The sequence below is a fragment of the Fluviicola chungangensis genome (genome assembly GCF_007558725.1).
GTDB classification, from domain to species: domain Bacteria; phylum Bacteroidota; class Bacteroidia; order Flavobacteriales_D; family Crocinitomicaceae; genus Fluviicola; species Fluviicola chungangensis.
Map to the genome: position 1 here is coordinate 14222 of NZ_VLPL01000003.1, position 13630 is coordinate 27851.

A 13630-nucleotide genomic window follows, 5' to 3' on the forward strand; every position below is an offset into this window, starting at 1 on the left:
TATTTACAATGAAAACATTAACCCTTGCATTTGTGCACGGATACAGTGTCACAAACCTCGACACTTACGGAGAAATGCCTTTGCGCTTAATGCAGGAAGCCGGGAACTACGGTTACCAACTCAAAATCGAACACATCTTTTTAGGACGCTACATCAGTTTCAACGACGAAGTGCGCTTGGAAGATATTGCACGTGCAATGGAACAGGCTGTGCAGGAACAACTCATCCCGAATTTGGTCGCAGGAGAACGCTTTGCGTGTATCACACATTCAACCGGCGGGCCGGTCGTACGGACCTGGTGGAACAACTATTACAAAGATCGGAAGACCTGTCCGATGTCCCATTTGGTAATGCTTGCACCGGCCAATTACGGCTCTGCACTGGCACAATTGGGGAAAAGTCGCTTAAGCCGCATCAAATCGTGGTTTGATGGAGTAGAACCCGGACAACGCGTGCTGAATTGGCTGGAATTGGGAAGCAGTGACGCCTGGAAACTCAATAAAGACTGGACCCTGAACGGTCAAAAACACATCGGGCCGAATGGAATTTTCCCGTTCTCATTAATCGGGCAGGACATAGACCGCAAGTTGTATGATCATTTGAATTCCTACACCGGCGAATTGGGAAGTGATGGAGTTGTGCGTGTTGCAGCAGCCAATCAAAATGGCCGGTATGTAAAACTCAAACAGGAAACACCCAAATTGGTCGGTGGAACCTGGCAGGCGAATAAGCTCGAAATTTCCGATTTTAGAGAAGCTCCTCCAACACCTTTCCGGGTGATGACCTATAAATCACACTCCGGTGCAGAAATGGGAATTATGCGCAGTCCGCTGAAGGATCCGAAAGACCCGAAAGGAACCGAAGTAGTGAATGCCATTTTCCGCTGTATCGGGGTGACAACGGATGCGGACTATAAAAAACTGACAGCAGATTTTGCCAATGAAACAGCAGATGTGCAGTTGAAAGGACTGGTCGAAGAAGACAAACGCTTGTTCGGGAAGAAATACTATATCCATGACCGGTACTCCATGATTTTGTTCCGTTTAGTTGATTCGGAGGGACATCCGGTGACCGATTTCGATCTGATCCTCACAGGAGCGAACCACGATCCGAATGCTTTACCCGTTGGTTTTTTTGCCGACAGACAATGTAACCAGGTCAATAAATCAACAGTCACCTATTTCTTCAATTACGATGTGCTTCATGGAAGAAAAGCGATGACCGTAAATGGAGTTAAACTGGATGAAATGAAAGGGATCAATGAATTGGGATTGATCATCCGACCGCGTCCGGACGACGGATTTATCCGCTATTTACCGTGTGAGATCCACGCTTCCAAAGAGTTGTTCGATAGGGTTTTCCAACCAAATGCAACAACAATGATCGATATTTGCATTCAACGGGTAGTGAGTAACGAAGTATTCCGCTTTGAGAAAGTGAGAAACACGGATGGTCCGCAAAACCTGAATTTCAAAAAAGTAAACCCGGGAAATGGGATTGTGAAATAGTTTTGAATCCGCAGATTCTGCCAAACACTCCTCATCGGCAGGAAATCAGGTTAAAGAAAAGGCTGTCCGAAACGGACAGCCTTTAGTATTATCAGGTAATCTATTTTTTCTTCATAAGTTTCATCACGCGCTGTTCAGCTTTAGACTTGATTGCCTCGGCTTTCTTGAACGAATTTCCTTGTTGTTCCGATAAATAATCCTGGAAACTATGGCTCAGGTAGATCGGCGAAACATTCGAACTCTGGGCGAATGATTGAGAACTGTGACAAGAGAAACAATTTGCCAGGTTAGAGACATCGATTCCGCTCATGCTGCTCTCAAAGGTTTGCGTAAACGTTTCCATGGTCACATTGGCACAGTTCAAACTTCCGCGGGCAAAACTTCCCGGAGTGGCGTTCCCCATGTTTCCTGCCAGGCTGTCAATCAATTGCGCTTGCTGTGCCGGTGTTTTCCCGTCCGTATTCAGCCAGAGTGATCCGTTGTAGAAATAATTGGCCCACACGTCGTTCAATTGAGACTTCACACATTGGTTGATGCCATCCACGTTTTGGAAATCTGCCGGTTCCTGCTGTGAGGTGTTCATGAATGTCCCATCCGGATTGCGCGGAATTCCATATTGGAACAAGTCGAATACCTGGTAAGGCGTTTGGCCCAATTTCGTTGTTGTGTTGTACAAAATCCCGTTAATTCCTGTTGTCGTTCCGTTTTTAAACAAGAGCTGATCGGAAGCGGAACTTGCAGAATTGGCAGTCCAATCGTAATCCGGTGACAAATCATCGTGTTCAAATGTTGCCCAGATGAACTCCGGGTGGTTTTGAACCACACCCACGACGTGCATTCCGATTAAAGCAACCTGCGTGTTAGTGAAAGAAACACCGTTGTTTGTAGAAAGCGATGCAGTGGTGGTGTAATAATCGTTCTGCTTGGAAGCCGGGATCGCGGAAAGCGGAACCCATGCGACTTTCAATTCAAACGATCCGACCGGGAAGGAAGCATCGTTGGAAGCAGGCAATGTACCGCTTTCCAGTTGATTCGCGAAGCTGAGTCCGGCAGTATACATGGTCGGGTTCATGTGGATGGAATAATAGACCATTGCACTGGTCCCATTATTGTAATCCGGGTTTGTTTGCAATACAGCGCTTTGGAATCCGGCCTGTGCTGTATCCTGGAGAACCACCAGTGTTCCGCTTGGAACCGTGACAGCGTTCATGTGAGAAGTGACCTGTTTCACTTTCGCTTGGTTCAAAAACAAAGGATTTCCACCGGCATCCGGTTTGGTGAGCCAAAGGAATTTGTTCCAGGACCATTGGTGGAAGATCTGGTTCGTCGTACTCGAAGTATCAAATGGACTTCCGATCCCTTCTTCAGGAGCAGGAGTTTGACTGTGCGGAAACCAACTCGGACTGACCAAACAAAGAGAATCCGGTGAGCTGCTGGCATTGTAACCTGTCTTGTCGATTTTTTCCTCCGTTCCGGAAGTGCAATTGGTAAGGATCGCCAAACCCGCAATGGTCAGCAATCCTAAACTTAGGGTCAAAGTGTTCTTTTTCATGAATAGTGTTCTTTAAGTTGGGACTAAGATAGAATAATTTTCATACCCCGTTGCGGGGATTGGCACTAAATTGGAAAAGCAGGGCATTAAATGCCCAAAACACGTCATGAGCCTCAAATAAGGTGACTAAGTTTTGAATAGTTTGAAAAACGGTACCTGTTAATGAGTAAAGATCATAAGAGAAAGATACGTCAGACGATAGTCTTTTTGGCACCAAATTTGCCCATCCTCCTCCTATGAAAACAGTCCTTCTTTTACTCATCCTCGTTCAAACCCCGTTGTTCTTTGCACAGCTCAATTGCAAAACATCAAATCAGGAAGACGGGTCGACCATCAGAAAATGCCTTCACAAGAACGGAACAGTTTCCACCATAGAAACCTGGACGAAAGACAAACGTCACGGAAACCTGAAAGGATACAACAGCCAGGGGAAAGAACTGTTTTCCTATCATTTGAGAAGTTATGGCGGACATGCTTCCGCTCAGTTGACTTGGTTTCCGAATGGACAGGTAAAAAGTGTGTATTACAGCGATGCTCCCGACGGCGGAATCCAGTATTACCATTCCACCACACAATTCGATGAGGTCGGGAATCAAATCGCCTTCACAGAAGACAGCTACGACGATAAACCAACCATTCGGATGCTGACCGTCCCCGATACGGCAAAACCACGGAAACCGGTAGTAGAGATCAACCGGGTGCTGGAAAAACAGTAGAAAAAATAAAGGTTTACGGGACATCGGAATTTCTCATAAGTGTAATCAATAAAAGACATGAGGCTCAGCCAAAAAACACACTCCCTGGTTCAAGTATGGGTAGAGTATGGGTAGAGTATGGGTACTGTATGGATAGAGTATGAAAATGTTATGAATTTAACGCCCGTTTTACTGGAAAAAGAGAATTCTGCGAAGTCGAAACCACCTTTTCAGGCCGAACTCACAACGCACACAGTCCGATCCCTATTGCACATAAGTGTAACATGAATAACTGTTTTTCGTCACACCCCTTTCATTAACTCCTCTATCACAGTTCTGCGAAGGAAGAATTAGAAGGCAACAAAGTAATCATATGGTACATCATCCGGACAGAGTAAAAGGATAAAACAGAGAAGATTCTCAGCTGGAAATAATGGATCTTTCATCACCTCCGATAAGTTTCCACACCTTTTTAATCCCATTTTAATCCGGAATAAGGTCATTTTTCCTAATTTTAGGAATATCGCAACTTGGTAGATCATAAAACCAATTTCATGGGACATGTTCCGGAGTTAATTATCGATTTGGCCCTCATCTTAGGAGCCGCAGCCGTAATGACCATCATCTTTAAGATGTTGCGTCAGCCGGTTGTTCTGGGATACATCATTGCCGGGGTATTGGTGGGGCCCTATTTCAACTTCTTTCCCACTGTAGTTGAATCGGATGGAATAAAAACCTGGGCAGAAATAGGTGTGATCTTTCTCCTGTTCGGACTGGGACTCGAATTCAGCTTCAAGAAATTACTCAAAGTAGGGAACGTAGCGGTAATTACTTCCCTAATGGGTGTTGGAATGACCTTCCTGATCGGGTATAATGTAGGAACCATTCTTGGCTGGAACATGATGGATAGCTTGTTTATGGGTGGAATCCTCAGCATCGCCTCAACGACCATTATTTTCCGCGCCTTCGACGAATTGGGTGTCAAAAGCCAGAAGTTTGCCGGCATCGTATTGGGTGCACTCATCATCGAAGACCTGGTGGCTGTTGTCTTAATGGTGATTTTATCGACCGTTTCCATCAGCCGCTCCTTTCAGGGAGCAGAAATGATCTTTTCCATTGTGAAACTCATTTTTTTCCTGGTATTGTGGTTCGTTTCGGGAATTTTCTTCCTGCCCACGATCTTCAAACGCTTAAAGAAATACCTGAACGACGAAACCTTGTTGGTTCTGTCCCTGTCACTCTGTTTCCTGATGGTGGTGCTTTCTTCCGAAGCCGGTTTCTCACCCGCATTGGGAGCATTCATCATGGGTTCCATCCTGGCTGAAACACCCAAAGTGGAAAAGATCGAGCAGTTGGTACAATCCGTGAAAAACCTGTTCGGAGCGATTTTCTTTGTTTCTGTGGGAATGTTGCTCGATCCGCACATGCTGATGCAATATGCACTTCCGATTATCATTTCAACCTTCGTCCTTCTGATTGGAAAACCCATTTTTGCAACCATCGGGGCCCTATTTGCCGGGCAACCGATTAAAGTTGCCATTCAGACCGGGATGAGTCTCTCCCAGATCGGCGAATTCTCCTTCATCATTGCAACCTTAGGAGTAACCCTGAATGTGACCAGTGATTTCCTCTATCCGGTTGCAGTGGCTGTTTCGGTCATTACGACATTTACAACACCTTACATGATCGGACTTTCCGGCAAAATGTCGGATTGGGTAACCCTGAATATCCCGGTAAAATGGAGGAACCGCCTGTACAAATACAGTCAGGGAACGCAGCAGGTGACCGAAGCAAGTGACTGGAAAAAGTTGATCCGTTTTTACCTGATCAACACCCTGATTTTTTCGGTTATCAACATCAGCATCATTCTCCTGGCAGATCGCTTCTTGGCACCGTTTTTCGAAGAAAGCGAATGGAAGAACCTGTTCATTGTTTCCCTGACCTTATTGCTGATCGCACCTTTTTTATATGCGCTCGCGTTCAGAAGAGGCCCGTCACAATCCTATGCGAGTATCTGGACCAGGCCGATTTACCGCGGACCGCTTCTGGCATTAATTATTTCCCGCATTGCCTTGGCCATTTTCTTTGTGGGATTTGTCTTCGCGAAATATTATTCTCCGTTTGCTGCACTGATCGGGGTGTTGGTGAGCGCCTTGTTTTTTATTACCCAAAGACATCGGATCAAACGGTTTTACAGCCGGATCGAATCGCAATTCCTGCTCAATCTGCACGAACGCGAACGTGCTCAGAAAGAGAAGCAGTACCTTGCTCCCTGGGATTCCCATTTAACAACCTTCATTCTGGACGCCCGCTCACCCATTATCGGCTTACCTTTGAGCGCAATGAAACTGCGCGAAACCTTCGGGATCAACATCGTTATTATTGAACGGGGAGATCATACGATCAATATTCCGAGACAGGACCATGTGCTTTACCCCAACGACATCATTTCTGTGATCGGGACGGATGAACAACTGACCGCATTTAAAAATTACATCACCATTTCAGAAACAAAGATCGAATCCAAAACCGATTCTTCCCAGGTTGGATTGCATTCGTTCTCCATTCCGGAAGATTCAAACCTGATCGGTCAGACCATGCGCCATTCCAGGATGCGCGAAATGTGTAAGGGGATTGTTGTTGGGTTGGAGCGGGATGATCAGCGGATTGTAAACCCCGATCCGGATATCCCGTTTGAAGCAGACGACGTCATCTGGATCGTAGGTTCGAACAAGCGGATCCAAATCTATTTGCGCAACATCCTCAAGAATTCATAAGGTATTCAAAGCGGCTGATATGAGACTCCTCATCGATTTCCGTTCCGTTTAACAGGTGATTGACCAGTTCATGCATCAAAAGCGGGGCCAGCATATAACCCTTTGTTCCCAATCCGTTTGCAACCACCATCTTTGGAAATTCCGGGTGTCTTCCCAGCATGGGTCTCCTGTCCGGAACAGTCGGGCGAACTCCGGCCCGGTGTTCTACAATGGTATACGGCTCTGATGTAATCGATTTTAAATTGGCTGCAATGGTTTGTTTTCCTTCTTCTGTCGGAACGGTATCGTCTGTATTCCAGGTATAGGTAGAACCGACTTTGAACAGGTTGTCTCCGGTCGGAAGCAAAAAGCACTTGCGGTTCAATGATTCTTGTGAATAAATGGTGGCTGATTGAATGGTCAGTACTTCGCCTTTTGTTTGTTGTAAAGGCAGGTAAGCGAAAAACGGATTGTATTTACCATCCTTCCCTTCTGCAAACAGGATGTAATCATAAGTAATTCCTTTGTAAACCGCTTGGACCGGGTCCAGTTCATCGTGATCAAAGATGCTCTCCGAAAGCATTCCCTTCGATCGGAAATAATCTTTGTTTGCCCGCATAAAAGAGTCGGTATCGATATAGGAAGCTTGCTTCACCCGGCCGGTCCCAAAGGTGTTTTGCTCCAGGGGAAAATGCAGGTCTTCTTCTGTCAGGAGTTCCATATAGGCGGAATAGTCATCCTGCACCTGTTTTTTCTTCCAAAATTCAGCTTCCTGTTCGGATGCAAACAAACGGCGGATTACCAGCGGATGGAAAAAAGAAGTGTTCGTTAGCTGCTCCATTTCAGGATATCTGGAATAAGCAAAAGGGATCAACTCTGAAACGCGCCAGCTGAGTGTCATGCGTCTGAAAACAAGCGGATTGATGATTCCTGCGGCAACAGCAGAAGAAACATTTTTGTTGTTATCAATAACCTGTACTTCACATCCTGCCCGGAGCAATTCATGAGTTAAACAAATCCCGGCAACACCACATCCTACAACCAATACTTTCATACTGCAAAGATGTTGAAAAGATCAAAAGGTTCAAAATGCTTGCGCTAAAGCTTTAGCATCGGCGCAGAGTTCAAAAATTTAAGAAGCAAAAAACGTAAGCCCCGGCATCTTAAAATCGAATCAAATCACCTGTTGAATTTCGTAAACGGGATAAAACGAGGGACTTTTCGCTGGTAATTGGTGTAATCCGGGTACTTCTCTGCAGAAAGTTCTTCCGAAAAATCAGAACTTCCCTTGAACAGGACCACCAGCAGCAAGCAGCCTGCCATTGACCAGTTGATCCATTCATGAGTGGCAACGATACTGAATCCATAGAACAGGATCCAAACCGTTTGTTCCATGGCATAATTCGGGTGGCGAACGATGCTCCACAAGCCGGTATCTACAAATCCTTTGGAATAAGGTCCCAGGTTTTCTCCGGCTTTGATCCGGCGGTGCTTTTCCGTTTGAAAATTATATTGCTGCTGATCGGCAATAAACTCCACGACTATCGCGGCAATGATGGCAATTGCAATGACCCAGTCCCATGCCTGTATAGTACTTGGAGCAGAATCTCCCAATCCTGTCAATACCGGAAGGGTAAAGAGGAAAATCAGGGTGTTTTGGTAGGAACAGATAAAGAACAAATTGAACAGCATCCAGACAAAACGGTTGTTGAAACCCGGTCGTTTGCGCAAAACTGCCCAGCGGTAATCTTCTTCACCGGCCCAAAATTTCCATTGGTAGGCACCTCTCCTGGCAAAATTGTAGGTTAGACGGGCTCCCCAGATAGTCACCACTACTGCCATCAGGACCAAACGCGGCGCAAAGTCTCCGGCATAAGCGACATGCCAGACGTAATAGATCGGGATAATGCTCCAGATTTTATCGATTTGGGAATTGTTGCGGGTAATTTCCCCGAGCAGAAAACAAACTCCCGTAACAACAGCCAGAACGATTCCCATATCGGTCATTACTTCAATTTGAAGGGCATTTAAGGGTGTTCCGAAATAGAAGGACATCAGCGGAACCACCACCAAAGTCAAGATGAGGATAAGTATAGTAAGTAACATAACCGAAAGGTAGTATTTAATTCAAAATTCAAAATGTAAAATCCAAAAAAAGAGTCTCAGAAAAGCGTGAAATTTTGGGTAATTGAAAAGTTTTTTGAGGATTCGACTCTTTTCATCACCATAGTTATCAGATTATTCCATTTTTCCTAAAAATTCCTACGGCAGAATAAAAAAGTATTTCATTATAGTTTGAGGTGTTCTCAAACCTTTTTATGGCAATGGAAAAAAGGTGGAAATCACTCGGCCACAGCCAGTACCGCAATACTGATCTTCGTATTCGGAAACTCTTCCCGGAGAATCCGCACACACGTTTCAAGCGTTGAACCTGTTGTGACGACATCGTCAACCACCACCAGGTGCTTGAGTTCCGTGTTTTTTACTCCCTGTATCTTGAAGCGGTTCTGCATATTTTCCCAGCGGGAGAACTTCCCTTTTTTGGTCTGGCTTTCCGTAAACGAAATGCGTTTCAGCAAGTCCTTTCTTAATGAGACACCACTGCTCTCACTGATTCCTTTACAGATGACCTCTGCCTGATTGTAGCCGCGGATAAATTCTTTTTTCGGATGGAGCGGAACGGGAATCAGTGCATCGACATCCGAAAACTTAACGAGGTGTTTGAATTTCATCCCGATCTCCTTCCCAAAGTGCTTTCCTATTTCGGGATTGTTCCTGTATTTGAGTTCATGCAGGATTTGCTGAGTAGAGCTTTGCTGTTTGAAGCGCAAAAGCGCATAAGTTCCTTCTAATTGGACCCTTCCCCAAAATAATTTGTCCAGGTTGGTTGCCTCGGTGTAATCCTCGAAATAGGTATAAGCCAGTTCACTCGAACAAATGGGACAAATTGCCAGTTTGGACTGGTTGAATTCATGTTTGCAGATCAGGCAGTTTTGAGGATAGAGCACATGGAGCAAATCGCGCGTCCATTTGTTAAAATTCGACGAAAATTTTAGTGACATAGCAGTGTTTATTTGGCTTTGCTTAACTATGAACAACCAGCTGTTAATAGCCTCCTAAAAATAAGAAAAAAAGTAATTCAATTTTCGCCTAATTTTATAGGAAAGCCGGCTGAAAGTCTTCATACACTTGAAGTTGGATGAATCTGGTAAATTCTTCGATGAATTGCAGATAATATACTGTGAATATCTTTAGAGGGCATGTTGATAAACTCGCTAAGTGTTCATGTTAAAGGCTTTCAAAGTAGCGATGTTGAAAACCTCATTCAATTGTGGATTTCTTTAATTGTGAAAGGAAAGAATTTTGACAATTTTTGTAAGCCCCTTTGAGCCAAAACTTGTTGGTCACACACAACAAAATCGAAGGGGAAACTAACTGAAATTTGAATACCAACACACACTGATCCATGGTTGAAAAAATGACCATGGCATAGGAATTATTGACTTAAAAAAAAACAAAATTAAAAAATGGCAAAAGCAGAACCAATCTTATCGGAAAACAAAAACAGATTCGTGTTGTTTCCAATCCAACATGAAGATATTTGGTCTTTTTATAAGAAAGCAGAAGCAAGTTTTTGGACTGCAGAAGAAATTGATTTATCGCCGGATTTAATTGATTGGGAAACGAAATTGAATGATGATGAGCGTCATTTCATCAAACACGTTTTGGCATTTTTCGCAGCGTCTGACGGAATCGTAAACGAGAACCTGGCAGAGCACTTTTTGGCTGAAGTGCAATACACCGAGGCAAAGTTCTTTTACGGTTTCCAGGTAGCAATGGAAAACATCCATTCAGAGACTTATTCGTTGTTAATTGATACCTATATCAAGGATCAAAAAGAGAAGAATCACTTATTCAATGCATTGGATACGATTGATTGCGTTCGCAAGAAAGCTGATTGGGCATTGCGCTGGATCGATAACGGTTCTTTTGCAGAGCGTTTAGTTGCATTCGCTGCTGTGGAAGGAATCTTCTTCTCCGGTTCATTTTGTTCGATTTTCTGGTTGAAAAAACGCGGCTTGATGCCGGGATTATCCTTCTCCAACGAGTTGATCTCCCGTGATGAAGGTCTGCACTGTGACTTTGCATGTTTATTGTACACCAAACACCTGGTAAACCAGCTTTCGAAAGAGCAGGTAGAAAAGATTATCCTGGATGCTGTTGAAATTGAGAAAGAGTTTGTAACAGATGCACTGCCTGTGAAGTTAATAGGAATGAACGCAGAATTGATGGCACAGTACATTGAGTTCGTTGCAGACCGTTTATTGACAGAACTTGGGAATCCAAAGGTGTTCAATACATCGAATCCATTCGACTTCATGGATATGATTTCTATCCAGGGAAAAACCAACTTCTTCGAAAAACGGGTGGCTGAGTACCAAAAGTCAGGCGTTATGTCGAACAAGGAAGACCAAACATTTAGTTTGGACGAAGAATTTTAATTGATTATATTATTCATTACCAATAACAACAACCCATAATAGAGCGCTATGTACGTAATTAAAAGAGACGGAAGAAAAGAGGCGGTGAAATTTGACAAGATCACTGCGCGCATCATCAAGATGTGCTACGGGCTGGACCCGCTGGTTTCCCCCGAGGCTGTTGCCATGAAAGTCATCGAAGGAATCTACGATGGAGTAACAACAACAGTTTTAGATAATTTGGCCGCTGAGGTTGCAGCTGCTAAGACCATTGATCACCCGGACTATGCTTTGTTGGCATCCAGAATCGCGGTGTCCAATCTGCACAAGGAAACGAAAAAATCGTTCTCCGATGTAATGGAAGATCTATACAAATATGTAGATCCTAAAACAGGACAACGTGCTTCATTGATCGCTGATGATGTGTATGAAGTGATCTCGAACAACAGAGAAGTATTGGACTCAAGTATCATTTATGATCGCGATTTCCGCTACGATTACTTCGGATTCAAAACATTGACAAGAAGCTACTTGTTGCGTTTGCACGGTGAAATCGCAGAAAGACCACAACAAATGTTGATGCGTGTTGCTGTTGGGATTCACAAAAACGACCTGCAACAGGCGATCAAGACGTACAACCTGATGTCTGAAGGGTGGTTTACACATGCAACACCGACATTATTCAATGCAGGTACACCAAAACCTCAAATGTCTTCTTGTTTCTTGTTAACAATGAAAGAAGATAGTATTGAAGGTATTTACGAGACGTTGAAATCTTGCGCTCAGATTTCGCAATCGGCTGGTGGTATCGGATTGGCTATTCACGATATTCGTGCTACAGGATCATACATCAAAGGAACAAACGGTACATCTAACGGAATCGTTCCGATGTTGCGTGTATTCAACGACACTGCGCGTTACGTAGACCAGGGTGGAGGAAAACGCAAGGGATCTTTCGCAATGTACATCGAACCATGGCATGCGGATGTATTCGATTTCTTAGACTTGAAAAAGAATACAGGAAAAGAAGAAATGCGTGCCCGCGATTTGTTCTATGCATTGTGGATTCCGGATTTATTCATGAAACGCGTGGAAGAGAACGGAGACTGGACCTTGATGTGTCCGCATGAGTGTCCGGGACTTTCCGAAACATACGGAGCAGACTTCGAAGCATTGTATACACAATACGAAGCAGAAGGAAAAGGCCGCAAAACAATCAAAGCTCAGGATTTGTGGTTCAAAGTATTGGAATCTCAAATTGAGACAGGTACTCCATACATGTTGTACAAAGATGCTGCAAACGCGAAATCAAATCAGCAAAACTTAGGAGTGATCAAATCTTCTAACTTGTGTACGGAAATCATCGAGTATACTGCACCGGATGAGATCGCAGTGTGTAACCTGGCTTCTTTGGCATTGCCGAAATTCGTAACAGAAGAAGGAACGTTCGATCACGATAAATTATTCGAAGTAACTTACCAGGCAACGGTAAACCTGAACCGCATCATCGACGGAAACTTCTACCCGGTAGAAGAAGCACGCAACTCAAACATGCGTCACCGCCCGATTGGATTGGGAGTTCAGGGATTGGCGGATGCATTTATCATGATGCGTTACCCGTTCGAATCGGAAGAAGCAAAAGCATTGAACCGCGAGATCTTCGAAACGATCTATTACGCAGCAATGACCGCTTCCAAAGATTTGGCAATTACTGAAGGACCATACGAAACAATCGCTGGATCACCGGTTTCAAAAGGAATTTTCCAATTCGATATGTGGGGCGTTACTCCAACCAATCGTTGGGAATGGGATTTATTGAAAGAAGAAGTGAAAAAGCACGGTGTACGCAACTCTTTGTTGCTAGCACCGATGCCAACGGCCTCTACAGCACAAATCCTTGGAAACAACGAATGTTTTGAACCGTATACATCCAACATTTACACACGTCGTGTATTGTCAGGAGAGTTCATCATCGTGAACAAGCACTTATTGAAGGACTTGGTGAAAGAAGGTTTATGGACGAAAGACATGCGTCAGAAACTGATGGCAGCAAACGGTTCCGTTCAAAACATCAACGAGATTCCTCAATACATCAAAGATCTATACAAAACAGCTTGGGAGATTTCTCAAAAAGCAATTATCGAGCAAGCTGCTGATCGTGGAGCATACATTTGTCAATCACAATCCTTGAATATTTTCATGGAGAATGCAAACTTTGGTAAGTTGACATCTATGCACTTCTACGGCTGGAAGAAAGGATTGAAAACAGGAATGTATTACCTGAGAACGAAAGCTGCAACAGATGCAATTAAGTTCACAGTAGATAAAGCAGTAACAGAAGAACCGGCAGCAGTATCCGCAGCGGAATTGGAAGAACAACAAGCAGCAATCGCATGTTCTTTGGATAATCCGGACAACTGTGAAATGTGTTCAGGATAGAACTTGAAATAAATAAAACAAAACACGTAGGCACGCGATTAATCGCGTGCCTACGTGTTTGATAATGTGGTGGTGTTAATAATTGTGCCGTTTTTATGATATCACACACTAAAATCCTGCTGCAGTGACGCGATGTCTCGCTTCCTGCCAGTGGGATTTTTTTGTTTTATATACTAGCGTAGCACTTAAAACGTTAGTA

General features: G+C 44.1%; 9 protein-coding genes. 5 read left to right on the top strand and 4 right to left on the bottom strand.

Annotated features, from left to right (window positions below; genetic code table 11):
- Positions 1-8 precede the first annotated feature (8 nt).
- Positions 9-1508, top strand: a complete 1500-nt coding sequence (locus tag FO442_RS06435; RefSeq protein ID WP_144332342.1) for an esterase/lipase family protein — start codon at positions 9-11, stop codon at positions 1506-1508.
- A 100-nt stretch (positions 1509-1608) separates the two neighbouring features.
- On the opposite strand, the gene FO442_RS06440 is transcribed toward FO442_RS06435, so the two are convergent.
- The gene (locus FO442_RS06440; RefSeq protein WP_144332343.1) at positions 1609-3060 is read right to left on the bottom strand and encodes a hypothetical protein; all 1452 of its coding nucleotides are present in this window, start codon (positions 3058-3060) and stop codon (positions 1609-1611) included.
- A 236-nt stretch (positions 3061-3296) separates the two neighbouring features.
- Between FO442_RS06440 and FO442_RS06445 the strand changes: the two genes are divergently transcribed.
- On the top strand, positions 3297-3776 hold the full coding sequence (locus tag FO442_RS06445; RefSeq protein WP_144332344.1) for a toxin-antitoxin system YwqK family antitoxin: 480 nt from the start codon (positions 3297-3299) through the stop codon (positions 3774-3776).
- 533 nt (positions 3777-4309) lie between these two features.
- Entirely contained in the window at positions 4310-6532 is a 2223-nt protein-coding gene (locus FO442_RS06450; protein ID WP_144332345.1) for a monovalent cation:proton antiporter family protein, read from the top strand.
- On the opposite strand, the gene FO442_RS06455 is transcribed toward FO442_RS06450, so the two are convergent.
- The 3 genes from FO442_RS06455 to FO442_RS06465 form a co-directional block, all read right to left on the bottom strand.
- A complete protein-coding gene (locus tag FO442_RS06455; protein WP_144332346.1) occupies positions 6519-7565 on the bottom strand; it encodes an NAD(P)/FAD-dependent oxidoreductase in 1047 nt (348 codons plus the stop codon). The genes FO442_RS06450 and FO442_RS06455 overlap by 14 nt on opposite strands.
- Before the next feature lie 125 nt (positions 7566-7690).
- Entirely contained in the window at positions 7691-8617 is a 927-nt protein-coding gene (locus FO442_RS06460) for a DUF1295 domain-containing protein (RefSeq protein ID WP_144332347.1), read from the bottom strand.
- Positions 8618-8853: 236 nt separating this feature from the next.
- On the bottom strand, positions 8854-9573 hold the full coding sequence (locus FO442_RS06465; RefSeq protein ID WP_144332348.1) for a ComF family protein: 720 nt from the start codon (positions 9571-9573) through the stop codon (positions 8854-8856).
- Positions 9574-10038: 465 nt separating this feature from the next.
- Between FO442_RS06465 and FO442_RS06470 the strand changes: the two genes are divergently transcribed.
- Both FO442_RS06470 and FO442_RS06475 read left to right on the top strand, forming a co-directional pair.
- Entirely contained in the window at positions 10039-11013 is a 975-nt protein-coding gene (locus FO442_RS06470; RefSeq protein ID WP_144332349.1) for a ribonucleotide-diphosphate reductase subunit beta, read from the top strand.
- A gap of 48 nt (positions 11014-11061) precedes the next feature.
- Entirely contained in the window at positions 11062-13431 is a 2370-nt protein-coding gene (locus FO442_RS06475) for a ribonucleoside-diphosphate reductase subunit alpha (RefSeq protein WP_144332350.1), read from the top strand.
- Positions 13432-13630: the final 199 nt, after the last annotated feature.